The following is a 24,290-nucleotide window of genomic DNA, read 5'->3' on the forward strand; positions in this document are numbered from 1 at the left end:
ATTCAGTGTGCCCGATATTTATGCATCGATGTTGGCATCGATTCCCGGGGCCACTGGACAAGCAGGCGTAAGCTAGGGTGAGGGTGATCATGACCGTGCAGTCCGAATGTCGGCTGCACCGTTGCCCGAAACAGTTACGAGGCCCCGCTCCATGACCACCACGTTCCCCACGTCTGAGCGCCCTAAATCGCGTGTCCGGCAGCCCAACGCCGTTGTCCTGAGCTATTCGGAGCTGCTGAAGAGCGTCAAGGCTGAAGGCCTGCTGGAACGCCGCGTCGGTTTCTACATCACGCTCTTTGCCAGCCTGGTGCTCCTGATGGCCGCCACGTGGTTCGGCTTTGCCCTGATCGGCGACAGCTGGTTCCAGCTCCTTATCGCCGCGGCCGTCGGGGTCCTCTGCACACAGCTGAGTTTCCTGGCCCACGAGGCCGGGCACCGCCAGATCTTCGCGTCCCGCCGCGCCAACGACTGGACCGCCAGGATCCTGGCCACCTCGGTTGCCGGCATGAGCTACTCCTGGTGGGAGCAGAAGCACGGCGCCCACCACAACCACCCCAACGTCATTTCGAAGGATCCTGACATTGCCACGGGGGCCATCGCCTTCCACACCGAAGGTGCCGCCACGCGGCAGGGCAGGTTTTCGTTCCTGACCCGCAAGCAGGGATGGTTCTTCTTCCCGCTACTGTTCCTTGTTGGCCTGGGGCTGCAGATCGATTCCGTGAAGTTCGTCTTCCGTCGGGCCAAGGTGACACACCGATGGGTGGAGCTTCCCATTTTGCTGGTCCGGCTTAGCCTCCTGCCCGTGCTGGCATTTACGTTCCTGCCGCTCGGGATGGCGTTCGCGTTCATCGGCGTGCAGCTCGCCGTCTTCGGTTTCTACATGGGTGCTTCCTTCGCGCCGAACCACAAGGGCATGCCGGTCCTGCCCGCGGACAGCCGCGTGGACTTCTTCAGCCGCCAGGTCCTGACGTCACGGAACATCTCCGGTGGCCGGTTTATGGACATCCTGCTCGGCGGCCTGAACCGGCAGGCTGAGCACCACCTCTTCCCGGACATGGCACGCCCCCAACTGGACAAGGCAGCCAAGATCGTCCGCGAGTACTGCAAGAAGCACCAGGTTCCCTACACGGAAACCACACTGCTGCAGTCCTACGGCATCATCGTCCGCTACCTCAACGAAGTGGGGCTCGCTGCCGGACGCCACTTCGAGTGCCCCATGGCAACGGTGACCCGGCGGTTCTAGCACGCACCCCGAGCCACGCGGGCTCCCCCGCATGACTCTGCCTCGTATGACCCGAAGCGACGGCCGGCTACCGGCCGTCGCTTCGTCGTCGGTAGCGGTATCCCTAGGATGGTCAGAGACACCGGCCGCGGGAAACCCCCGCCCGGAGAGGAGACCTTTTTATGCAAGCCATCGTTGCCCGCCAGTCCGGAGGTCCGGAAGTCCTCGAGATCGCCGACGTGGACCGACCCACGCCGGGTCCCGGCCAGTTGCTCATCAAGGTGGCGGCAGCCGGGGTGAACTTCATCGACACCTATCAGCGCGGGGGCATGTACCAGGTCCCGTTCCCCTTTACGCCTGGTTCGGAAGCCGCTGGGACTGTAGAGGAGCTCGGCGAAGGCGTCGAAAACTTCGCAGTCGGCAGCAGGGTGGCCACGGCCGAGGGCACTAAATGCTACGCCGGCTACGCGGTGCTCGATGCGGCCAAGGCACTTCCGGTGCCGGACGGCGTCGACGACCTGACGGCGGCTGCCTTGCCGCTCCAAGGCATGACCGCCCACTACCTCATCAATTCCTCCTTCAAGGTCGAACCGGGCCACACAGTACTGACGCACGCCGGTGCCGGCGGCGTCGGCCTGCTGCTGATCCAACTGCTGAAGGAGAGGGGCGCCCGCGTCATCACCACGGTTTCCTCGGAGGCCAAGGGAGAACTTGCCCGCGACGCCGGGGCCGACCATGTGCTGCGGTACGAGGGCTTCCCCCACCATGTCCGCGAACTCACCAACGGGAAGGGCGTGGACGTGGTGTACGACGGCGTCGGCCGGAACACCTTTGACGGTTCCCTCTCCTGCCTCCGCACGCGAGGCATGCTGGTCCTGTTCGGGGCAGCCTCCGGGGCCGTTCCGCCGGTGGATCCGCAGCGCCTCAACGCCGGCGGTTCGCTGACGCTGACGCGTCCGTCCCTGGCCCACTTCCTGCTCAACGAGCAGGAGCGCCGCTGGCGCTCGGCGGAGATCTTCGCCGCCGCAGAAAAGGGGCACCTGAATGTACGGATCGGCGCCACCTACCCCCTGGCCGAGGCGCGGCGTTCCCATGAGGACCTCGAGGGCCGGCGCACCACGGGCAAGGTCCTGCTGGTTCCCTGATGGATACAGGCAGCACGCGTGAACAGAACATGAATCTTCAACTAATTCTGGACACCTTGCGTTCACTTTACTCAGGCAGAATCCGTCCGTGAGTGAGCATCAGTCAAACGTCGTCGCATCCCTGCCGGAGGATCCCTACCGCCCCCAGCTGGCCGGTTTTCCCCTGGCCCCGCCCGAGCGGACCCTCATGGCCATCCTGGCGGACTCGGCGGCACGTTTCCCGGAGGCCTCAGCGCTCGACGACGGCCGGCGTTCCCTGAGCTACGCCGACCTGATGGCCGCGGTCCGGGCCAAAGGACGGGAGCTCCAGGCCGCCGGGCTGGGCGCCGGCGACAGGATAGGTGTGCGGATTCCGTCCGGGACCAGCGAGCTCTACATCTCGATTCTCGCCATCCTGCACATCGGTGCCGCCTACGTTCCGGTGGACGCCGACGACCCTGAGGAACGTGCCCGGCTCGTTTTCGGTGAGGCTGGCGTAGCCGCAGTGCTCACCGGTGGGGCCGCGGTCTCCGTGCCTGACTCCCCGGAACCCGCTGAACGCGGTGAACGCGGTGAAGCCGAGCGTCGTGCTGCCGAAAGCCGTTCCGCCGAGCCCGGCGATGACGCCTGGGTGATCTTTACCTCCGGTTCCACCGGCACGCCCAAGGGCGTCGCGGTCCAGCACCGCTCCGCCGCCGCCTTTGTTGACGCCGAAGCCCGGATCTTCCTGCAGGCGGAGCCCCTCGGCCCGCAGGACAGGGTACTGGCAGGGCTTTCCGTCGCCTTTGATGCCTCGTGTGAGGAAATGTGGCTTGCCTGGCGTCACGGCGCCTGCCTGGTGCCCGCACCGCGGGCCCTGGTAAGGACCGGAACGGACCTCGGCCCGTGGCTCATCAGCCACGGCATCACCGCAGTGTCCACCGTTCCTACGCTGGCTGCCCTCTGGCCGGCCGAGTCCCTGGAGAGCGTCCGGCTCCTGATTTTCGGCGGCGAGGCCTGCCCGCCCGAGCTGGCCGAGCGGCTTGCCGTCCCGGGCCGTGAAGTCTGGAACACCTACGGCCCCACGGAGGCCACGGTAGTGGCCTGCGCGGCTCCCCTGGGTGGCCCCGGTCCGGTCCGGATCGGACTGCCCCTGGACGGCTGGGACCTGGCCGTAGTGGATGCTGAAGGACTGCCCGTCGGCGAAGGGGAGATCGGCGAACTGATTATCGGCGGCGTCGGACTGGCCCGATACCTTGACCCGGACAAGGACCGGGAGAAGTACGCGCCCATGCCGTCCTTCGGCTGGGACCGCGCCTACCGTTCGGGCGACCTGGTCCGCTACGAAGCCGCCGGGCTGATCTTCATGGGCCGCGCCGACGAACAGGTCAAGCTCGGTGGACGCCGCATCGAACTGGGCGAAATTGACGCCGCCCTGCAGGCCCTCCCGCACGTTGCCGGAGCTGCTGCGGCAGTAAGGACAACCGCTGCAGGAAACCAGATCCTGGTGGGCTACCTGGCCGCCGCCGACGCTGACCTGGATCTGGTGGCCGCCCGCGAACACCTGGCAGCGAGCCTCCCAGCGCCCCTCATTCCGCTGCTGACCGTCGTCGACTCCCTGCCTACCAAAACCAGCGGCAAGGTGGACCGCCATGCGCTGCCGTGGCCGCTGACCGGGACCGGTGCGGCGGAGGCCGACGCTGCCCCCCTGAACCTGCCCGAAGATGCCTCCTGGGTGGCCGAACAGTGGACTGCAGTCCTGGGCAGCCGCGTAACAAGCCTCGACGCCGACTTCTTCGCCTACGGCGGCGGCTCCCTGTCCGCTGCCCAGCTGGTCTCAGCCCTCAGGGTCCGGTACCCGACCATCACGGTCGCCGACATTTATGCCACACCCAGGATCGGTGCCCTGATTGATGCGGCCCGCCAGACCCTTCCCGACGGAGTGGCCACCGGACCTGCGCCGTCCCGGACCGTACGCCCCACCGCGTTTAAGTCCCAGGTCTTCCAGACGCTGATGGGCATTCCCTTGCACATCCTGGTGGGGATGCGCTGGCTGACCTACCTCATGGCGGCTAACAACGTGCTGGCCGCGTTGGCCGGCTTCAGCGCTGCCCCCACCGTTTCCTGGTGGTGGGTGGCCGCCTCCTGGCTCGTCTTCGTCTCCCCAGCCGGCCGGATGCTGATTTCCGTGGCCGCGGCCCGGATGCTGCTCCGGAAGGTGGGGCCGGGAACGTACCCGCGCTCCGGACGGGTGCACGTGCGCCTCTGGCTGGCCGAACAGATCCAGGACCTCGCCGGGGCCATCAGCCTCGCCAGCGCACCATGGGTGCCGTACTACGCCCGGGCGTTGGGCGCCAAGATCGGCAACAACGTCCAACTGCACTCGCTGCCGCCTGTCACCGGGATGCTTTCCCTCGGCAGCGGCTCCAACGTCGAGCCTGAGGTGGATCTTTCCGGTTGGTGGATCGACGGGGACATCGTCCACATCGGGGCCGTCCATATCGGGGCAGGAGCCAGCGTCGGGGCGCGCAGCACGCTGATGCCCGGCGCTTCCATCGGCGCCGGAGCCCAGGTGGAGCCCGGCTCGGCCGTCCTCGGCAAGGTGAAGGCCGGCCACCACGTGGCCGGCTCCCCGGCCGAGCGCCGGGGCAAGGCCAAGCACTCGCTGCCGGACACCCCTGCAGAACATCGGCTGATTGGCCGTCTTTGGTTCGCCGGATTCGCCGTGGCTTCAGCCGTGCTGGCCCTGATCCCTTACGTCTCCGCCGCCGCCGCGGCGCTGGTGGTCTTTGCCTTCATCCAAGGCAGTGAATCGCTCTCCGCAGCCGTCCCGCAGCTCCTGCTCGCCCTCGCACCCGCGGCCCTCGTGTGGTTCGTCGTCAACCTCCTGCTGATTTTGGCCACCACGCGCTTGCTCGGCATCGGCCTGGCGGAGGGCTACTACCGCGTCCGCAGCCGGATCGGCTGGCAGGTCTGGGCCACGGAACGTGTGCTGGACCTGGCCCGCGACCTGCTCTTCCCCGTTTATGCCAGTCTCTTCACACCGGTCTGGCTGCGCCTGCTGGGCGCCAAGATCGGCAAGAACGTCGAAGCCTCCACGGTCCTGCTCATCCCCAAGATGACCACCGTGGGCGAAGGCGCCTTCCTGGCCGACGACACCATGGTGGCCTCCTACGAGCTCGACGGCGGGTGGCTGCGGATTGCGCCCGCGAAGATCGGCAAGCGCTCCTTCCTGGGTAACTCGGGCATGACCGCTGCCGGCCGGAATGTCCCCAAGAACTCACTCGTCGCCGTCCTGTCGGCCACACCGGCCAAGGCCAAGTCCGGGACGTCCTGGCTGGGCAGCCCGCCTGTGCGGCTCCGGCGCACCGCCATCGCCTCGGACGACACCCGCACCTACCAGCCGCCGCTGCGGCTCAAGTTTGCCCGCTGCCTCTGGGAACTGGGCCGCTTCATCCCCGTGGTGGTAACGGTGGCGATCGCCGCCGGCGTAATGCTTGCTTTTGACTGGCTGGCTGCCGCCTACAACTACGGGATTGCCGCAGCCCTGGGCGGCGTCGTGATGCTGCTGGCGGGCGCGGTGGCCGCGGGCAGCGCCGTCGTCGCCAAATGGGTCCTCGTGGGCCGGATCCGGGCCGGCGAGCACCCGCTCTGGAGCTCCTTCATTTGGCGCAACGAGGTGGTCGATACGTTTATCGAAATGGTCAGCGCCCCCTGGTTCGCGCGGGCAGCCACCGGGACCCCGGCCCTGGTCTGGTGGCTCCGGGCGCTCGGCGCCCGGATCGGCCGCGGCACGTGGTGCGAAAGCTACTGGCTTCCCGAAGCCGACCTGGTCACCCTCGGGCGGAACTCCACCGTCAACCGTGGCTGTGTGGTCCAGACCCACCTGTTCCATGACCGGGTCATGAGCCTGGACACTGTTACCCTCGAAGACGGAGCAACCATGGGCCCCCACGGCGTCATCCTGCCGCAGGCGAGCATCGGCAGCGGTGGAACTGTAGGACCGGCCTCGCTGGTGATGCGGGGCGAATCCGTTCCCGCCGCGACCTATTGGATGGGCAACCCGGTGAGCCCCTGGAGCGGTCCCGCAGCGTCCGCTCCCAAACCACGCTAGCCCCGCAGTACCAGCTGTCCTGCCGCCCTACGCTGATCGGAAAGACCGTCTTATGAGTTCCCCCGCACCGAGCCCCACGGCCGCCAGTAACGGCCCTGCACGCACCTCGGAGCACGGCGCATCTTCGCCCGACCCCTATATGCCCGGCCATGGCACGAACGCGTACAAGGTCAGCCGCTACGAACTGGACCTTGACTACAAGCTCAGCAGTAACCGCCTGAACGGGCGCGCGGTCCTGAACGCCGTCACCCGGTACGCGACGGCGGCCCTTGTGCTGGACCTGACCGGGCTCCGGGCCACGAAGATCCAACTCAGCGGGCGCCGGGTAAAAAAGTTCAGCCAGCGCGCCGGGCAGTTGGTCATTGTGCCCGAGGCCGCGTTGCCGGCGGGCGAGGAATTTACCCTCGACATCCGCTACGAAGGCAACCCTGGTCCCCGGCGCGGGTTCTGGGGCGAGGTGGGCTGGGAGGAACTCACCGACGGCGTCCTTGTGGCCGGCCAGCCGAACGGCGCCGCCTCCTGGTTCCCGTGCAACGACCACCCCGGTGACAAGGCCAGCTACCGGATCAGTGTGACCACCGACGCCAATTACCGGGCCGTGTGTAACGGCACCCTGATCTCCCACACCAGCAGGGCCAGCCGCGAGACCTGGGTCTACGAACAGGCCGAGCCCATGGCCACCTACCTGGCCACGGTCCAGATCGGCCGCTATGAGTTCCTCGCCCTGACTCCATTCCCCGTGGACGGGCAGGTTCCGCAGTTCGCCGCCGTCCCGGCACTGTTGGTCGACACGGCCCGCGAAGGCCTGGCGAGGCAGCCTGAGATGATGCGCACCTTTGCCAGCTGTTTCGGGCCCTACCCTTTCCCGGAATACTCCGTGGTGGTGACCGAAGACGAGCTGGAAATACCGCTTGAAGCGCAGACGCTCTCCATTCTGGGCCGGAACCACCTGACGCAGGAGTGGGAATCCCAGCGGCTCATCGCCCACGAGCTCGCGCACCAGTGGTTCGGGAACTCCCTCACTGCCGCATCATGGTCGGACATCTGGCTCCACGAGGGCTTCGCCTGCTATGCGGAGTGGATCTGGTCGGAGGAGGCGGGCGTCCTGCCTGTCGCGAACCGGGCCGCCGCAGCCTGGCGGAAACTGGCCGCCGGCAGCCAGGACATTATCGTGGGCGACCCCGGGCCGGAGCTTATGTTTGATGACCGCGTATACAAGCGGGGAGCCTTGGCCCTGCATGCCCTGCGGGTCCGGTGCGGCGACCTGGCATTCTTTGCGTTGCTGCACGACTGGACGGATGCCCACCGTCACGGTTCAGTGTCCACGGCGGCCTTCATTCTCGCCGCGGACCGGGCCACCGGCCTGGACACCGAGGCGCTGCTGCACCCGTGGCTGCTTGAGGCCGCCCTTCCGCCGCTGCCGGTGCGCTAGCTGCCGGTGCGTGAAAGCGCGACGGCGGCGCGTAGGTTGTGCGGGAGGCCCGCCTCGCCGGCGGCCAGGTCCCGGATTTCCGGGCGCGACAAAACGTCGAGGGTGTCCGGCGCCGTGGCGAGACCGTCGCCCGTCATCTTGAGCCAGGCTTCCTTCCGCGCCCAGAGCCTTGCCCGCTCCTGCAGCAGCTGCGGCCCGGCCAGCCCGGTTAGGGCCGCGCGCTCCGTGGTGGTGAGGGCCACGCCGTCGAACCCCTCAAAGGCCATGCCGGACGGGTCCGCCAGGTCCAGGCCCATCGTGACTCCGGCCGGTGGATCCACCACGGCGCCCAACAGGATCCACCCGGAACTCCGGGACAGGCTCAGCGCGAGCGGCACCGGCCCTCCCCTGAGCGTATAGCCCGGCCTGCCGTGCGATAGCTCGGGGCCGGAGCCGCACCGGGGGCAGCTGAAGTGAGTGGTGAGGTCCGACGCCGGGATGTCCAGCAGTTCTGCCGCGAACGTCCGCAGGGCTCGCCTGCCAGCCATGAAGACGGCCCGCGGGCCGGGTGCCAGGGCGGCACCGCGGGCCAGTTCGGCGGGCCCCAGCACTATTGGCTGGCAGCCCGCCGTCGGGTCCTGCCCTCCGGATACGCCGGGAGGGCAGGACCGCAGGACCGGCACCGGCAAAGCCGGCGCTGCCACCTCTGGTGCAGGTCCTGCCATCCGGATCCGTGCTTAGCGCTGGACGGCGCCGAAGCGCTCTGCAGCCAGGGCAACCGCGCCTTCGCGCGCAGCCGAGGCCTCATCGGCCGTCAGCGTCCGGTCCGTTGCCCGGAAACGCAAGCCGAAGGCGAGCGATTTCTTGCCTTCTTCAATGCCCTTGCCGGCGTAGACGTCGAACAGCGCCACGTCCTCCAGCAGCTCGCCGGCGCCTTCGCGGAGCGCCTCGAGGACCTGGTCCGCGGGAATGTCCTGCGGCACCACCAGGGCGACGTCCTGGGTGGCCACCGGGAATGTGGAGATGTGGCGGGCCACAATCACATCCGCGGCTGCCTCGAACAGGGCATCCGCGTTGAACTCCAGAGCCACCGAACGGGCAGGCATGTCGTGCGCGGCCAGGAGCTTCGGGTGCAGCTCGCCGGCGTAACCCACCACTTCACCGGTCCGCAGCGAGAGCTGCGCGGCACGGCCCGGATGGAACGCCTGGTGCGCACCCTGGCTGACCACAACCTCCACACCCAGGACATCCCCGGCGAGCCGGGCAATGTCAAGCGCGTCGGACCAGTCCCACAAGCGCGGCGTGTGGCCGGCGGCAGCGGGTGAATCGTGGCCCGTGAGGACAGCGGCGACGTGCAGCGGCTGGTCCGGAACGCCGTCGTACAGTGCATCCAGTACCTCGTCGGAAGGCTTGACGCCCAGCGGCGGGATGGACGGCGTACCCACGGTCTCGCCCGGTAGGAAAACGAGGCCCGACTCGAAGAGCGCCAGGTCGCGGAACCCGCGGGAGTAGTTCCGCTTGGCCACCTCGATGAGCCCGGGGAGGATGGACGTGCGCAGGAAGCCGTGTTCCTCGCTGATCGGGTTCGCCAGCTTGACCGCGCTCCGGGCCGCACCCTGCTCGGCGACGCCGAACGTGTCGTTGGCCGCCTTGGCGACGAACGGGTAGGCCAGGACTTCGGTCAGACCGGCGTCAGCCAGTGACTGGATGAGCCGACGGCGCTGCTGCTGAACGCGGGTCAGGCCGCGTCCCGGAGGGGCCACCGGAAGGGTGGCGGGGATGTTGTCGTAACCCACCAGCCGCGCGATTTCCTCGGAGAGGTCTTCCTTGGTTTCCAGGTCGTTGCGCCAGCTAGGGGCGGTAACGGTCCAGCCGCCGTCGACTTTTTCCACCACGGCACCGAGGTCCACCAGCGAAGTGGTGATCTGCTCTTCGGTGAAATCGATGCCGATCCGCTGGGCGGCGAAGGCTGCCGGCAGCGCGATGGTCACAGCGTCCGGTGCGGTCCCGACGTCGGTCCCCGCCTGGTCAGCAACCCCACCGGCGAGTTCCACCAGGAGGTCAACAACACGCTGGGCAGCGATGTCCGCCACGTGCCAGTCGACGCCGCGCTCGAAGCGCTTGGACGCCTCGGACGGCAGCTTGTGCCGGCGGCGGGAACGGCCAATGGACACCTCGTCGAAGTGTGCGGCTTCCACCAGGACGTTCGACGTCGAATCGCTCACCTCGGTGGCTGCGCCGCCCATCACGCCGGCAATGCCGATAGCGCCGGAACCGTCGGTGATGAGGAGGTCCTCGACGTCGAGCGTGCGCTCCTTGTCGTCCAGGGTGGTGATTTTCTCCCCCGCCACGGCGCGGCGGACCACGATGTCGCCGGACAGCTTGTCCAGGTCATAGCAGTGCGTGGGCTGGCCAAGCTCGAGCATGACGTAGTTGGAGATGTCCACGGGCAGGGAGATGGAGCGGATCCCGGCAAGCCGGAGCCTTGAGGTCATCCACGGGGGCGTCGGCCTGGTCGCGTCGACGCCCCGGACGGTGCGGGCCACAAAACGGTCGCAGCCGGGCTTGCCGTAGATGGGAGCGTCGTCGTTGAGCTTTACGCCGTAGCCGCCGGAAAGTTCTGCCGGGGCCTGGACCTTGGTAGCGGGGTCCGTGAATCCCGTGCCGGTGGCGTGGGCGTATTCACGGGCCACACCACGGATGGAGAAAGCGTAGCCGCGGTCCGGGGTCACGTTGATCTCGGCCGCCTGGTCATAAAGGCCGAGCAGTTCCATGGCGTCCGTGCCGATTTCCGGATCAAGCCCGATGCGGGACAGGACCAGGATGCCGTCGTGGTCCTCGCCGATGCCAAGCTCACGCACGGAGGCGATCATGCCGGCGGAAAGGTGGCCGTAGGTCTTCCGCGCGGAGATGTGGAAGTCGCCGGGAAGGACGGCTCCGGGCAGCGTGACTACTACCTTGTCGCCCTCCACGAAGTTGTGGGCGCCGCAGATGATCCCCTGCACCCCGGACGGGTCGATGCCGTCTCCTGTGAGGGTCTGTTCCTGGCCTTCGGGGACAACCCGGACCTGGCACCAGTTGATGGTTTTGCCGTTAGTCTGGGGTTCCTTGACGATGCTCAGGACCTGGCCCACCACAACCGGACCCTGCAAGGCGTCCGTGGGACGGTGGACGGCCTCTTCTTCAAAACCGACCTTGACCAGTTCGGCCATCAAATCTTCGGCCGTTGCTCCGGCCGGTACTGCTGCGAATTCACGCAGCCAGGAAAGGGGGATACGCACTGTTAGATCTCCATCCCGAAGTGCTCGCTGAAACGTACGTCGCCTTCGATCATGTCGCGCATGTCGCCCACCTCGTTGCGGAACATAAGGGTGCGCTCGATGCCCATGCCAAAGGCAAAGCCTGAATAGGTGTCCGGGTCGATGCCCGCGGCGCGGAGCACGTTGGGGTTGACCATGCCGCAGCCGCCCCACTCGATCCAGCGCGGCCCGCCCTTGGCGCCCGGGTGCCAGATGTCCAGCTCGGCGGACGGCTCGGTGAAGGGGAAGTAGTTGGGGCGCAGCCGGATCTGGGCCTCGTCGCCGAACATCTGCCGGGCGAAGTGCTCCAGCGTTCCGCGGAGGTCCGCCATGCTGAGGTGTTTGTCGATGGCCAGGCCCTCGAACTGGTGGAACACCGGGGTGTGGGTGGCGTCCAGCTCGTCGGTGCGGAACACCTTGCCCGGGCACAGCACGTAGATGGGCACTTCGCGTTCCAGCATGGAGCGGACCTGCACCGGGGAGGTGTGGGTACGCATCAGCAGGTGCGCTTCGGGCGGCTCCACAAAGAACGTGTCCTGCATTTCGCGGGCGGGGTGGTCCGGCTTGAAGTTCAGGGCGTCGAAGTTGAACCATTCGGATTCCACCTCGGGGCCTTCGGCGATTTCCCAGCCCATGCCCACAAAGATGTCCGCCACGCGGTCCTGCAGCGTGGAGAGCGGGTGACGCGCTCCTGCCCGACGACGGCGGGGTGCGGCAGTGACGTCGACTGTCTCTTCCAGCAGGATCCGGGCGTCGTTTTGTGCTTCCAGCTCGGCGGTGCGGTCCGCGAGCGCCTTGTTGACCCGGCCCCGGGAGGAACCCATGAGTTTGCCGGCTACGGCTTTCTGGTCTTTCGGCAGTCCGCCGATGTCCCGGTTGGCCAGGCTGAGCGGTGACTTCTCACCGGTGTGGGCCAGCCTCACCGCCTTGAGTTCGTCAAGGGTGCCTGCGCCGGCAATGGCGGCGATGGCCTGGTCTACAGCGGCAGTGATGGCGGCTTCATCCGTAGGGTTCGGGATGGCGGCGCCCGGCAAAGTTTCAGTCATCTACTGTTCTTAGCTACGAGTCGGGGCTGCCGGTGAGGGGTGCAGCCGTGCGCGGTTTCCCGGCAGCGCATCCGTCACTGGCAGGTCATGTTGTGGATTCACCCAAGGTGAAGGCACTCGATGACCAGGTCAGGGCACACCGGTCAAACTGGCGGCCACTATCCTCCAGTCTAAGTGAAGGCTCCGGCTACCATGGCCTCATGACACAAGGGCAGGGCCTGTCAGCCGCGCAGCTGTTGACGCCGGGGCAGCGGGTGCGACAGCTCGCCAACCTGGCCAACGGCACTACCCTGCTGGGCCTGGCCGTTGCCGCGGCTGCGGGAACCGCCGTCAGCAAAGGCCCCCGCGGGCTGGTCATAGCGTCCGGCTACCGGTGGCGCATTCCGTACGCAGGGGCCTTCACCCTGGGAAACGTGGTCATCTGCCGGATCCCGACTGAAGAACTGACGTCCAAACCGGCGCTCCTGGGGCATGAGGAAAAGCACTGCAGCCAGTACGCCTACTGCCTGGGGTTGCCCTTCCTTCCGCTGTATTTCCTGGCCGCCGGCTGGTCGCAGCTCCGGACGGGCAATCCGGCGTCGGCAAATTTCTTCGAACGGCAGGCCGGCCTGGCAGCCGGCGGTTACGTTGACATCAGGACACCAAAGCCGGCGCCCCCTGGGGCCGGCGGAATCGAGGTCTGACAATGACGGGCGAACCCAACACCACGACAAGCAACAGGACCATCACCGCGACCGGAACGGGGACGGCGGAGGCGCCACCTGACCTGCTGACGATTTCTGTGGGCGTCGAGTGCCGGCGGGACAGCGTGGGCGCCGCCTATGCGGATGCAGGAACAACGTCCGCAGCCGTATCCGGTGCGCTCCGCCGGCACGGCGTGGCTGACACGGACATCCGGACCTCCGGGCTGAACGTCCGGCCGGAGTTCGTCTGGCGCGACGGCGGGGGCCAGCAGGTGACCGGGTACGTGACCTCCAGTGTGCTCACCGTGCGCCTGCGGCAGGTGAGCACGGCATCCGCTGTCATAGCGGCCGCAGTAGATGCCGGCGGCGATGACGTGCGCCTGAACGGACTGGAGCTTGGCTTCGCGGATGAGTCAGCTGTTGCCTCCCTTGCCCGGGAAGCTGCGTGGCAGGATGCCGCTGCCAAGGCCGAACAGTTTGCATCCCTGGCGTCCGCGCGGCTTGGTGCCGTGATGTCCGTTGCCGAACACCCGGATGCGCAAGGGCCGGTTCCGGTGGCCCGGATCCAGCGCGCCGCCACCAGCGAAGCCATCAGCGTGGAGGCGGGCCACGCGAGCATTAATGCCAGCGTCACCGTGGTGTGGGAACTGCTGGCCTGACGGTTCCCGCAGTCCGGCGCGCGGACTTCCGCGGCGCCCGGTCCTTGACTTAAGTTCGAACATACATTCGAATGGAAGACATGAGATGGGATGCACAAGCGCTGATGCCCCGGCCTGCCGATGACCTCGGAAGTGGCCCATCACCCGCCCTGCTCCCCCTTGCCGGGTTGGTCCGTTCTGTGACCACCCCCGAATTCGCCGGCATCACCTTCCATGAGGTCACCGCCAAATCGGTGCTCAATAAGGTGGTGGCCGGGTCGCGGATGCCGTTTGAGTGGACCGTGAACCCATACCGCGGCTGCAGCCATGCCTGTGTTTACTGTTTTGCGCGCAAGAGCCACACGTATCTCGACTTTGACGCCGGACTGGATTTCGACAGCCAGGTGGTGGTCAAGGTCAATGCGGCCGAAGTCCTCCGGAAGGAGCTGGCCAAACCGTCCTGGGGTCGTCACCAGGTGGCGCTTGGCACCAACACGGACCCCTACCAGCGGGCCGAGGGACGCTACGCGCTGATGCCGGGAATCATCACGGCGCTGGCTGACTCAGGCACGCCGTTGTCCATCCTCACGAAGGGGACGCTGCTGGCCCGGGACATTCCGCTCCTGAAGCGTGCTGCCGCCCAGGTGCCGGTAGGGGTGGGCATCTCCCTGGCCATGACGGATGAGGCGCTCTCGGAAGCCGTGGAACCAGGCACGCCCGGGCCTCGGGCCCGGCTGAAGCTGGTCTCCCGCTTACGCGATGCCGGGCTCCCCTGCGGGGTGATGGCCATGCCCATCCTGCCGTGGCTCTCAGACAGCGATGAAGCCCTCGATTCCCTGTTCGCTGCGTTGGCCGCGGCCGGCGCCACCGGCGTCACAGCGGGCGCCCTCTACCTGAAGCCGGGAACACGCGAGTGGTTTATGCAGTGGATTGCCAAGAACCATCCGGAACTGGCTGGCCGCTACCGGCGCCTCTATGGCACAGGGTCCTACGCGTCCAAGGAATACCGCACCTGGCTCGCCGCAAAGGTGCGCTATTTCAAGCACCGGCACGGCTTCACCAGCGGCCACGGCTTCAGCCATCGTGACCTCGAAGACGATCCCCGTGGCGAGGAAGCCCAGTATCCGGCGGGGAGTATCCCGTCTACCGGCGTCGGCATACAGGAACGGCCGGCTGGGGAGTCCCAGCCGGCCGCCGCCGGGCCGCGTCAGCAGCCCACCCTGTTCTAGGGAAGGATTCCTAGCTGGCCGGAATGACCAGGCCCTTGTACTTCTCCTGCAGGAAGTCCTTCATGTCCTGCGAGGTCAGGATCTTGTAGAGCTTCTGGACCCGGGGATCGTCCTTCATCTCGGCTTTGACTGCCAGCACGTTGTAGTAGGCACTGTCTTTGCCTTCCACCAGCAGCTGCTTGTCCGCGCTCAATCCGGCAGGCAGTGCGAACGCCAGGGTCACAATGGCGGCGTCCTTGTCGTTGAGGGCCTGCGGGAGGCTGGCGTTCTCAATCTCGGTGAACTGGATGTTCTTCGGGTTGGCCGTGACATCCTTGAGCGTGATGGGGTTCTCGGTCACCTCGATCAGGCCCTTGGAGGCAAGCAGCTTGAGGGCCCGGGACTCGTTGGTGGGATCATTCGGGATGGCGATGCTGGCGCCGTCGGGCAGGTCCTGCAACTCGGCGATGTCGTTCGAGTACAGGGCCATCGGCGGCAGGTAGACCTTGCCGACGCTGACCAGGTTTTTGCCGGAGGCCTTGTTGTAGGTCTCCAGGAACGTGGTGTTCTGGAAGAGGTTGGCATCAATGTCACCGTCGCTGACGGCGGGGTTCGGCGTGTTGTAGTCGCTGAACTCCTTGTACTCGACCGTCAGGCCTTCCGCCGCTGCAAGCTCGCGCTGGACGTGCTTGACCATGTCCCCGGCGGGGACGGCGAGGGCGCCCACCTTGATGGTGCTGGACGCATCAGAGGAGCTGCTGGAACCGCAGGCGGACAGTGCCAGGATGGCTGCGATACCGCAGGCGGCGGCTGCTTTGAGGACATGTGTTCGGATCATGGGGATCTCTTTCAGGATGGTGCGGGGTGATTTTGGGGATGCGTCACTGAGGGAATACGGGGTGCTGTGGTCAGCGGTGGGAAAGCCTGCGTGCGGCGAAGTTCCCCAGGGACTGGAAGACCTGGACAAGCAGGATAAGCAGGATGACGACGCCGAACATGTATTCGGGGCTGTAGCGCTGGTAGCCGTAACGGAAGGCAACGTCTCCCAGGCCTCCGCCGCCCACGGCCCCGACCATGGCGGAGTAGCCGATCAGTCCGACCACCGTGGTGGAAAGTCCGAGCGCCAGGGCAGGCACAGCCTCCGCAATCATGACCTTGGTCAGGATGGTCCAGCGGGTGGCGCCCAGCGACTGGGCAGCCTCCACGAGTCCAACGGGAACCTCGCGGATGCCTATTTCCACCAGTCTGGCGAAGAACGGGATGCCGGCAATCGTCAAGGGGACGATCGCTGCTGTGGGGCCAATGAAGGACCCGGCGATGAGCCGTGTGAACGGGATCAGCAGGATCATCAGGATGATGAACGGAATGGAGCGTCCAATGTTCACCAGCAGGTCCAGGACCCGGTTCAGCACAAGGCCCAGCGCCCGGCTGCCAAACGGCCGGGACAGCAGTCCGCGGGATTCCGTGGTCACCAGCAGCACACCGGCGGCCAGCCCGAACAGGACGGTGAACAGCAGGCTGACGCCGACGGTGTAGAAAGTTTCCCCGGTGCCCTTGAGGATCGTCTCGAACCAGTCGGCCCAGAAGTACGGGTCATTGCGGTCAATCACTTGACTACCTCCACAAAAAGTCCCTGCGACCTAAGGTCGGCTATGGCCGCGTCCACGACGTGCCTCTCGCCCGGGAGTTCCAGCCTGGTCCGGCCGGTCTGGTGTCCGTGGATCGTTTCGAGCGCGGCGCCGAGGATGCCGACGTCGATGCCGTGTGTGCGCGCCAGTTGGGCGATGACAGGGCGATCCGCGGTCACACCGGTGAAGGTGATCTCCACAATGGTGTTCGTGGTTTCGGGGATCTCACCGAGGGGAAACAGCGCGTGGCCGAGCAGGGACTTTTCCGTAGTCAGCAACTGCTCCACCGATCCCTGTTCCAGGATTTGTCCCTGGCTCATCACCGCGGCGGAGTCGCAGATCCGCTTCACAACGTCCATTTCGTGGGTGATCAGCAGCACCGTCAATCCGAGGTCATTGCTGAGCTGCCGGATCAGGTCCAGGATCTGCATCGTTGTTTCAGGGTCCAGGGCCGAGGTGGCCTCATCACTGAGCAGGACCGACGGGCTGGACGCCAGGGCGCGGGCGATGCCCACGCGCTGCTTCTGGCCGCCGGACAGCTGCGCGGGATAGGCGGAGGCCTTTCCGTGAAGGCCTACAAGCTCCAGGATTTCCAGCGCACGCGTACGGCGTTGCCCGCGGCTGGCACCGGTGATTTCCAGTGACAGCTCCACGTTCGCCTGGACTGTGCGGCTGCTGAGCAGGTTGAAGTGCTGGAAAATCATGCCGATGTTGTGCCGGGCCGCGCGAAGTTCCGCCCCTTCCAGGGTGGTCATCTCACGGCCGTCAACGGTGACGTTGCCGGTATCGGGACGCTCCAGCGAATTGATGGCGCGGATCAGATTCTGCCAACTCACAAAACCGGGACCCAAATCCGAACATCAGCGGCGTTTCGGGGCGTCGGGGCGTCCTAAAATTCAGCGAAGAGGGGCTGAGCCCACAGGCGTGCCCAGTGATTCAAGAAGTGCCCGGACAATCGGGAAATCGGCGGGGATCCACGGAAGACTGAGAGCTTCATCACGATTCGTGGTGCTGATCCATCTCAGCTGGTCATGGTCTTCGAGCGGCTGGGGATCGCCGTCGGAAATCTCCGCGAACCACACCCGCATGCTGGCCCGCTCGTTCAGCCGCCAGCCAGCTGCCGCCCCGGAGGGGAGTTCCGGCCCCAGACGGACCTCTACGCCCAGTTCTTCCCTGAGTTCCCGGTGCAACGCGGCCTCGCATTCCTCACCGGCGTCCACTTTCCCGCCGGGAAATTCCCAGAGGCCAGCGAACTGCTCGGGAGCAGTCCGCCTGGCCACCAGCATGCGGGCAGGGTTCGCCAACGAGTCCACTATTGCTCCGCCAACGACCTGTATCAGTCCACTCACCGCCCCAGTCTATGAGGGAGAATGGTCTGCGGACCCTCCCCCAGCATCCCCTTTGAAAAGCAGGCCCATGAGCAGCGTCGTCCAAACCTCCACCGCATCCAAGACGAAGTCTCCACACGTTGGCGCAGCGATTTTCGCGCTGGCAATGGGCGGCGTCGGAATCGGTGTCACGGAGTTCACCATGATGGGCCTGCTGAAAGAGGTGGAACAAGGACTCGGCATCAGCACCCCGGAGGCCGGACACCTCATTTCCGCCTACGCCCTCGGAGTTGTGGTAGGCGCGCCGCTGCTCGCCGCAGTCGGTGCCAAACTGCCACGCAAATACCTCGCACTGGGCCTCATGCTGTTCTTCACGCTGGCCAACCTGACGTCCTATGTTGCTCCCGATTACGGGAGCATGCTGGTTTCCCGGTTTGCGGCCGGGCTGCCGCACGGTGCATTCTTCGGGGTCGCGGCTGTGATCGCCGCCTCTCTGGTTTCCCCCACGCGTCGGGGTTGGGCCATCTCCATGGTGATGGCGGGCCTCTCCGTTTCGAACGTTATCGGCGTGCCCGCGGCCACCTGGGTGGGCCAGACGTTCGGCTGGCGGCTGCTGTTCCTGCTCGTAGGAGGCATTGGCTTGCTGACACTGGTGCTGCTGTGGCGCTATGTCCCATACCAGGCCCCCCATCCTGACGCGAGCATCCGCCGCGAACTCGGTGCGCTCAAGCGGCTCCAGGTGTGGCTGGCCATTCTGATCGGCATCGTTGGTTTTGGTGGCTTCTTCGCGACCTACACCTACATTGCGCACACCATGACCCTGGTGGCCGGGATTCCGGGATCGCTGTTGCCCATTGTGGTGGCACTCTACGGACTGGGCATGGTGGCCGGAACCGTCGTCGGCGGCAGGCTGGCCGACAAGTCAGTGATGGGGACGCTGTACTGGGTCCTGCCCGGGATCGCCGTCGCACTGGTGGTCTACGCGGTGGCTGTGCACTGGCCCTGGTCAGCCCTGGTGATGGTTTTTGTGGTGGGAGCGTCCGGCTCCATGCTGATCCCGGCCCTGCAGACCCGTTTGTTGGATGCGTCGCCGGACGCCCCCTCCCTGGCTTCTTCGCTGAACCACGCCGCGCTTAACGTAGCCAATGCCCTAGGCGCCTTCCTGGGCGGCCTAGTGATCGCCTGGGGCTGGGGCTTCGTGGCACCCGCGCTCGTGGGCGCCGTGTTGGCAGTCCTGGGCTTTGGCATCGCGCTGACCAGCGGCGTCCTGGAACGCAAAAAGCCGCTGGCCGCCTGATCCTGGGAACGGGCGGGCAGCGGCTTCACCGAAGTATTCGGTGCGCTGAGGAAGGAACGTCAGGCCTGCGGGTCCTGAGCCCCGGCCTCCGCGGCTATCTGGCCGGCATTGGGAACCTGACCGGCGCCTGAGACCTCGTCCGTGCGACTGTTCTCGCGGTGCAGATCCGGTTCGAGGTAGATCACCCGGGCCATCGGAACGGCCGTGCGGATTCGGGACTCGGCACCATCAATCGCGGCGGCGATGTCCCGGCCGGTTTCTGCGGCACCCACGGAGATCTTGGCGGCCACCAGCAGCTCCTCCGGTCCGAGGTGAAGGGTCTTGAGGTGGATGATCCGGTTGTGCCCCCCGGCCTCGATGGCCTCACTGATGCGGGCCACGTCATCCCGGGTGGCGGACTCGCCCAGCAGCAGGGACTTGGTTTCGATAGCCAGCACCACAGCGATGGCCACGAGCAGCAGGCCGATCATGCCGGTACCCGCGGCGTCCCAGATCCCGTTGCCGGTGACGAGGGTCATGCTCACACCCACGAGCGCGAACACAAGACCAAGAAGCGCCCCGAGGTCTTCCAGCAGGATGACCGGCAGCTCCGGCTGCTTGGCCGTGCGCACAAAGCTCACCCAGCCCTGCTTGCCGCGGACGTGGTTGGATTCGATGATGGCCGTCCGGAACGAGAAAGACTCAGCAACAATGGCGCCGATCAGCACCGCCAAAGGAACCCACCAGAAGTCCCCTTCGATGGCGTGCGGGTGCTGCAGCTTCTCCCACGCTTCGAACAGTGCAAAAAGCCCGCCCACGCTGAAAAGCACGATCGAGACGATAAAGGCGTAAATGTAGCGTTCACGGCCATACCCGAACGGGTGCTCCGGGCTAGCTGCCTTCCTGGCGCGCTTGCCGCCGATCAGGAGCAGCAGTTGATTGCCGGAGTCGGCAATCGAGTGGATGGCTTCGGCCAGCATCGACGAGGAAGCCGTCAGAAAAAAGGCCACGAATTTCAGGACGGCGATGGTCAGGTTTGCGGCTAGGGCCGCGACGATCGCCTTGGTACCGCCATTTGCAGCCACGGAGGCTTCTCCTCTTCACAGGTTTCAAGAACAAGCAGGGATATTCGCGGCGGCGCAGTCGGCTCCGCCCACGAATACCGTACCTTTTCGGGTGCAGAAGACGCACTTCTGACATGCACTAAGCCTGCTGACATCGGAGGGGCCGTATGTTAGCTTGAACACTAATCGGGACGTTCAATCCCGACGAATATGAAGGAGGAGACATGGGTTTTCTTGCTTGGATTATTCTCGGCCTCATCGTAGGGGCCATCGTTAAAGCCGTTATGCCGGGCAAAGTCGGCGGCGGCTGGGTGACGAGTCTCGTGCTCGGCGTTGTCGGCGCGATTGTAGGCGGCTGGATTGGCAGCCTCCTGTTCGGCAAGGGTGATCTTGCCTTCTTTGATCTGGGTACCTGGATCCTGGCCATCGTAGGCGGCCTGGTAGTTGCCGGCGTCTACGGCGCCATCACAGGACGCAGCAAGAGCACACGGGCGCCCTGATACCCCTACCTCATCTGATTCATACAGCAAGGGCCCCGGAGAACTACCGGGGCCCTGCCTTTAAGTCACGTATTCAGTCACGCTTTCTGGGACCTGGCACTCGCGTAGAGGCACACCGTGGCCGCCGTGCCGAGGTTCAAGCTTTCGGCTGCGCCGTAAACCGGCACGGCCACCCGGTGATCGGCCAAGGCCAGTTCATCTTCGGCGAGCCCCTGGGCTTCGTTTCCGAACAGCCACGCTGTGGGACCCTCCAGGGCAAACAGCGATTCGACGCCAGGGCCTGCGATCCGGCGCGCGGCGTTTTCGTCCTGGAGCGTATCCAGGTTGACGTCACCGTCGCCGTCGGCGGCCAGTATGCCAATCCCCCGCGCACGGCAGGCGGCTGCCACTTCCGCGATATCGGCGCCCAGGACCACGGGCAGATGGAACAGGGAACCGGCGGTGGAACGGACGGCCTTGGGGTTATAGATGTCAACGCTGGACGAGGTCAGGATGACGGCGTCCGCCCCGGCCGCGTCAGCAGCCCGGAGTACAGTGCCGGCGTTGCCGGGGTCCCGGACCTGACACAGCACTGCAAGCAGCCGAGGGCCGGCGTCGAGGACCTGCTCAAGGCTCACGTCCAGGAAACCGCAGACCGCGAGAATGCCCTGCGGGGTAACCGTGTCCGCCATCGCGGCCAGCACTTCGTCGGTAGTGAGGTATGCGTCAATGCCCTCCGCGAGAGCCTCCAGGTCCGGGTGCCGGTCGAGGCAGGCCTCGCTCGCGTACACCTCATAGACGACGCCGGGCTCGCCCGCTGCAATCCTTTTCTGGTGCAGAGTGAGGGCCTCACGGACAGCTTGGGGACCCTCCGCCAGAAACTCGCTGCGCTTTAAACGGGCCGGGCGCCCGGCAAGCTGTGCCACCTTCCTCACCCGATCAGCTCGGGGGTTGGAGAGTGGAAAGTCTTGCGGGCGCCCGGTTTCGTTCATACAAGAACCTTAGTGGCTTCAGCCACCAGTCCTCGAACTGGCGTGGGTGCTACTTGGCAGCCACGTCAGCGGCAGGCTTTGCAGCCTTGGCCTTGGGTGCCTTGGCAGCCTTGGGGGCTGCGGCTTCGACGGCCGGAGCGGACGTGTCGGCAGGCAGGGAATCCTTGGCGATCTTCACCAGCGCGGCGAATGCGTTCGCATCCGAAACGGCCAGCTCAGCAAGCATACGGCGGTCAACCTCGACCTCAGCGGCCTTCAGGCCCTGGATCAGACGGTTGTAAGTCAGGCCGTTGGCGCGGGATGCAGCATTGATGCGCTGGATCCACAGGCGGCGGAAGTCGCCCTTCTTCTTCTTGCGGTCGCCGTAGCTGTACACAAACGAGTGCAGCAGCTGCTCTTTAGCCTTGCGGTACAGGCGTGAACGCTGTCCACGGTAGCCCTTTGCGCGTTCAAGGATAACCCGGCGCTTCTTGTGGGCGTTGACCGCCCTCTTCACACGTGCCACGTGCGTACTCCTTCGAAAATTCTGATCCCAAGCATCTACTGCCGGAACAACCGGCTGGCCTGAGAAGCCTTTTTGGTAGTTGACTGCTGCCAGGTGGCATCAGTCAGAGAACTTGGAACTTAGATGCCGAGCATCTTCCGGATGACCTTAGCGTCACCCTTGAAGACAATCTTGTCGCCGGCGAGGCGACGAGTCAGCCTGGAGGACTTGTGCTCAAGGTAGTGGCGGCGGTTGGCCTGCTGGCGGCGCAGCTTGCCGCTGCCGGTCAGCTTGAAGCGCTTCTTAGCACCACTGTGGGTCTTCATCTTCGGCATGGGAACCGATCTCCTTACGTGTCCACAGACATTGTCTGCAGTTCTTTCGAGCAGCCGCCCCTGCAGGCGGCATGCTGGTTGCGTACTGCAGGAGGATAACCTCCCGCAGCTTTGAACTAGGTAGTCTTCTTGCCAGCCGGCTTCGGAGCTGCCTTGGGGGCAGGCCTTGCAGCAGGCTTCGGCGCTGCCGGCCGGGCGATCGGCTTAGGCATCGGCACCGGCGGCCTCGGAGCTGCCGGAGCCGCAGCTTCGGCGGGCTTGGCAGCGACAGGAGCATTGATGGGTGCCGGGGCTGCCTTGGGAGCCTCACGCTTGGGAGCAGCGGCCCTCGGGGCAGCCTGCTTGGGCGCCTCCTGGACGGCGGCCTCCTTCACGGGTGCTGCCTCGGCGGCGGTTTCCTTTGCAGGAGCTTCCTTCGCTGCGGCTTCCTTGACGGGAGCTTCCTTCGCCGGCGCTTCCTTGACCGGGGCTTCGGCTTCCGGAGCGGCTTCAGCAGGCGCCTCAGGTGCTTCAGACTGTGCCGGAGCTTCGGTTTCCGGCTCCGTGGTGATGGCGAAACCTTCCGGCAGAAGGTCAGCCAGCGACTGCGTGAGCGGTGCCTGGTCGTCGCCGGAGACGTCGATGCGGCCGCCACCCGTAGCTTTCGCTTCGTTCTGCGCCTTGGCCTCTGCACGCTGCGATGCGCGGCGTGCCTCAGCCTTGGCTTCGGCCTTGTTCTTCAGCGGGCCCACAACCATGACCATGTTGCGGCCATCGATACGGGGGCTGGACTCCACAACGCCCACTTCGGCGACGTCGTCAGCGAAGCGCTGGAGCAGGCGGATGCCCATTTCCGGACGCTGCTGCTCACGGCCGCGGAACTGGATCATGGCCTTGACCTTGTCACCGGCACCGAGGAAGCGCAGTGCATGGCCGCGCTTGGTCTCGTAGTCGTGGGTGTCAATCTTGAGGCGGAAGCGGATTTCCTTCAGAACAGTGTTTGTCTGGTTCTTCCGTGCTTCACGTGCCTTGACGGCGGCCTCGTACTTGTACTTGCCGAAGTCCATCAGCTTGCACACCGGAGGCTTGGCCTGCGGTGCAACTTCAACGAGATCAAGATCAGACTCGGCAGCCAAACGCAGGGCATCGTCGATACGGACGATTCCTACTTGTTCACCTGCAGGACCGACCAACCGCACCTCGGGGACGCGGATACGCTCATTGATTCTTGGCTCGCTAATGTTAAAGCTCCTGTGATTGATGTGGTATTCCACCGGCAAAATAGAGAAGGCCCCCAATTGCCGGAGCAATCGAAGGCCTCGATGATCGGATGCACTGTCCTCAGCAGAGGCAATGCGCACTTCCCCTAGGCTCAATGCCTGAAAGAACTGTCCGACCGGTACCCGGCAACCTTGCTTCCTCAGGAATTACTTCCGGCGGGAAAACGGCTGACGCGGGTGGGAGAGAACTCCGCTTGCAAACTGCATGTCATTCTACAGAAAAAATCCCTCCTCACGCAGCAAAGCGTTGGTGGGACCTTCCACAGCGAAATAACGACATCCAGTCGGTCTGTGACAAGCTTACCAGTATGAGCACCCCAGACAGCAATTCACACGTTTTCGAGGCCCCGGACGCCAAGGCTGACGTGACCCAGCAAATCCGCGACATCTCGGAGGTGCCGGCCATCGAGGTCATCACCACCGCCGCAGTGCACCTGATGAGCGCAGCCGCGGTCAAGCTGGGCCTCGCCGCCGAGGACAATGCGGAGGAACTCAAGGACCTGGACGAGGCCCGCAAGCTCATCACCGCCCTTGCCGGACTGGTGACCTCAGCGGCCCCCGAAATCGGATCCCAGCACGCCGGCCCGTTGCGCGATGGCCTGCGTTCCCTGCAGCTCGCGTTCCGCGAGGAGTCCATCATCCCGGATGCCCCGGGCAAGGGCCCGGGCGAGAAGTACACCGGCGCCGTCAACTAGACCCAAAACAGCAAACTTCACAAAGT

General features: G+C 65.6%; 21 protein-coding genes and 2 pseudogenes. 11 read left to right on the forward strand and 12 right to left on the reverse strand.

Translation table 11 applies throughout. The features are described from left to right. The first annotated feature begins 151 nt into the window (after positions 1–151). From AU252_RS02910 to AU252_RS02925, 4 genes are all read left to right on the forward strand, one after another. On the forward strand, positions 152–1,243 hold the full coding sequence (locus tag AU252_RS02910; protein WP_058929443.1) for a fatty acid desaturase family protein: 1,092 nt from the start codon (positions 152–154) through the stop codon (positions 1,241–1,243). Between the two features lie 161 nt (positions 1,244–1,404). Further along, a complete protein-coding gene (locus AU252_RS02915; protein WP_058929444.1) occupies positions 1,405–2,367 on the forward strand; it encodes a quinone oxidoreductase family protein in 963 nt (320 codons plus the stop codon). Positions 2,368–2,554: 187 nt separating this feature from the next. Continuing rightward, a complete protein-coding gene (locus tag AU252_RS02920; RefSeq protein WP_058932707.1) occupies positions 2,555–6,439 on the forward strand; it encodes a Pls/PosA family non-ribosomal peptide synthetase in 3,885 nt (1,294 codons plus the stop codon). A gap of 52 nt (positions 6,440–6,491) precedes the next feature. Beyond that, positions 6,492–7,871, forward strand: a complete 1,380-nt coding sequence (locus tag AU252_RS02925) for a M1 family metallopeptidase (protein ID WP_083510233.1) — start codon at positions 6,492–6,494, stop codon at positions 7,869–7,871. Here the strand turns inward: AU252_RS02925 and AU252_RS02930 are convergent. From AU252_RS02930 to pheS, 3 genes are read right to left on the reverse strand one after another with little or no spacing between them, the layout of a single operon-like run. Then, positions 7,868–8,575 (reverse strand): 4'-phosphopantetheinyl transferase family protein, encoded by a 708-nt coding sequence (locus tag AU252_RS02930; RefSeq protein ID WP_058929446.1) that lies wholly within the window; start codon positions 8,573–8,575, stop codon positions 7,868–7,870. The genes AU252_RS02925 and AU252_RS02930 overlap by 4 nt on opposite strands. 12 nt (positions 8,576–8,587) lie before the next feature. Next, entirely contained in the window at positions 8,588–11,131 is a 2,544-nt protein-coding gene (gene pheT / locus AU252_RS02935) for a phenylalanine--tRNA ligase subunit beta (RefSeq protein WP_058929447.1), read from the reverse strand. A 2-nt stretch (positions 11,132–11,133) separates the two neighbouring features. Further along, complete coding sequence (gene pheS / locus AU252_RS02940; RefSeq protein ID WP_058929448.1) at positions 11,134–12,195, reverse strand: phenylalanine--tRNA ligase subunit alpha; 1,062 nt, start codon at positions 12,193–12,195, stop codon at positions 11,134–11,136. A gap of 200 nt (positions 12,196–12,395) precedes the next feature. Between pheS and AU252_RS02945 the strand changes: the two genes are divergently transcribed. From AU252_RS02945 to AU252_RS02955, 3 genes are all read left to right on the forward strand, one after another. Further along, positions 12,396–12,878: a hypothetical protein gene (locus AU252_RS02945; RefSeq protein WP_240484307.1), complete on the forward strand. Its 483-nt coding sequence runs from the start codon at positions 12,396–12,398 to the stop codon at positions 12,876–12,878. Between the two features lie 2 nt (positions 12,879–12,880). Continuing rightward, the gene (locus AU252_RS02950) at positions 12,881–13,537 is read left to right on the forward strand and encodes an SIMPL domain-containing protein (RefSeq protein WP_058929449.1); all 657 of its coding nucleotides are present in this window, start codon (positions 12,881–12,883) and stop codon (positions 13,535–13,537) included. Positions 13,538–13,617: 80 nt separating this feature from the next. After that, positions 13,618–14,745, forward strand: coding sequence for an Rv2578c family radical SAM protein (locus tag AU252_RS02955; RefSeq protein WP_058929450.1), 1,128 nt, complete (start codon positions 13,618–13,620; stop codon positions 14,743–14,745). 10 nt (positions 14,746–14,755) lie between these two features. Here the strand turns inward: AU252_RS02955 and AU252_RS02960 are convergent, their stop codons facing one another. The 4 genes from AU252_RS02960 to AU252_RS02975 all read right to left on the reverse strand — a co-directional run bounded on the left by AU252_RS02960 (position 14,756) and on the right by AU252_RS02975 (position 17,701). Beyond that, on the reverse strand, positions 14,756–15,562 hold the full coding sequence (locus tag AU252_RS02960; protein WP_058929451.1) for a MetQ/NlpA family ABC transporter substrate-binding protein: 807 nt from the start codon (positions 15,560–15,562) through the stop codon (positions 14,756–14,758). A 70-nt stretch (positions 15,563–15,632) separates the two neighbouring features. Further along, entirely contained in the window at positions 15,633–16,334 is a 702-nt protein-coding gene (locus tag AU252_RS02965; RefSeq protein ID WP_058929452.1) for a methionine ABC transporter permease, read from the reverse strand. Beyond that, complete coding sequence (locus AU252_RS02970) at positions 16,331–17,188, reverse strand: methionine ABC transporter ATP-binding protein (protein ID WP_058929453.1); 858 nt, start codon at positions 17,186–17,188, stop codon at positions 16,331–16,333. Before AU252_RS02970 ends, AU252_RS02965 begins: the two co-directional genes overlap by 4 nt. A gap of 60 nt (positions 17,189–17,248) precedes the next feature. Continuing rightward, on the reverse strand, positions 17,249–17,701 hold the full coding sequence (locus tag AU252_RS02975) for a (deoxy)nucleoside triphosphate pyrophosphohydrolase (protein WP_058929454.1): 453 nt from the start codon (positions 17,699–17,701) through the stop codon (positions 17,249–17,251). A gap of 67 nt (positions 17,702–17,768) precedes the next feature. Between AU252_RS02975 and AU252_RS02980 the strand changes: the two genes are divergently transcribed. Continuing rightward, positions 17,769–18,977 (forward strand): MFS transporter, encoded by a 1,209-nt coding sequence (locus AU252_RS02980; RefSeq protein WP_058929455.1) that lies wholly within the window; start codon positions 17,769–17,771, stop codon positions 18,975–18,977. Between the two features lie 59 nt (positions 18,978–19,036). Here the strand turns inward: AU252_RS02980 and AU252_RS02985 are convergent, their stop codons facing one another. Next, a complete protein-coding gene (locus tag AU252_RS02985) occupies positions 19,037–20,041 on the reverse strand; it encodes a cation diffusion facilitator family transporter (RefSeq protein ID WP_083510234.1) in 1,005 nt (334 codons plus the stop codon). A 203-nt stretch (positions 20,042–20,244) separates the two neighbouring features. On the opposite strand from AU252_RS02985, the gene AU252_RS02990 reads away from it, so the two are divergent. Then, positions 20,245–20,520: a GlsB/YeaQ/YmgE family stress response membrane protein gene (locus tag AU252_RS02990; protein WP_056342958.1), complete on the forward strand. Its 276-nt coding sequence runs from the start codon at positions 20,245–20,247 to the stop codon at positions 20,518–20,520. A 77-nt stretch (positions 20,521–20,597) separates the two neighbouring features. Here AU252_RS02990 and AU252_RS02995 read toward each other — a convergent pair whose 3' ends face one another. From AU252_RS02995 to rpmI, 3 genes are all read right to left on the reverse strand, one after another. Beyond that, positions 20,598–21,491, reverse strand: a complete 894-nt coding sequence (locus AU252_RS02995; RefSeq protein ID WP_058929456.1) for a TrmH family RNA methyltransferase — start codon at positions 21,489–21,491, stop codon at positions 20,598–20,600. A gap of 49 nt (positions 21,492–21,540) precedes the next feature. Further along, a complete protein-coding gene (gene rplT / locus AU252_RS03000) occupies positions 21,541–21,996 on the reverse strand; it encodes a 50S ribosomal protein L20 (RefSeq protein WP_056342954.1) in 456 nt (151 codons plus the stop codon). Between the two features lie 119 nt (positions 21,997–22,115). Beyond that, a complete protein-coding gene (gene rpmI / locus AU252_RS03005; protein WP_009358635.1) occupies positions 22,116–22,310 on the reverse strand; it encodes a 50S ribosomal protein L35 in 195 nt (64 codons plus the stop codon). A gap of 279 nt (positions 22,311–22,589) precedes the next feature. Between rpmI and AU252_RS24955 the strand changes: the two are divergent. Beyond that, a pseudogene (locus AU252_RS24955) lies at positions 22,590–22,757 on the forward strand (hypothetical protein); the annotation flags it as partial. A 329-nt stretch (positions 22,758–23,086) separates the two neighbouring features. On the opposite strand, the pseudogene infC reads toward AU252_RS24955, so the two are convergent. Further along, positions 23,087–23,650: pseudogene (infC, locus tag AU252_RS24960) on the reverse strand (translation initiation factor IF-3); the annotation flags it as partial. 227 nt (positions 23,651–23,877) lie between these two features. Between infC and AU252_RS03015 the strand changes: the two are divergent. Next, positions 23,878–24,264 carry a DUF1844 domain-containing protein gene (locus tag AU252_RS03015; RefSeq protein ID WP_058929458.1) on the forward strand — a complete coding sequence of 129 codons (387 nt, stop codon included), beginning with the start codon at positions 23,878–23,880 and terminating at the stop codon, positions 24,262–24,264. Positions 24,265–24,290 lie beyond the last annotated feature (26 nt).

Origin of the sequence: Pseudarthrobacter sulfonivorans (assembly GCF_001484605.1) — a bacterium.
Lineage (GTDB): Bacteria > Actinomycetota > Actinomycetes > Actinomycetales > Micrococcaceae > Arthrobacter > Arthrobacter sulfonivorans_A.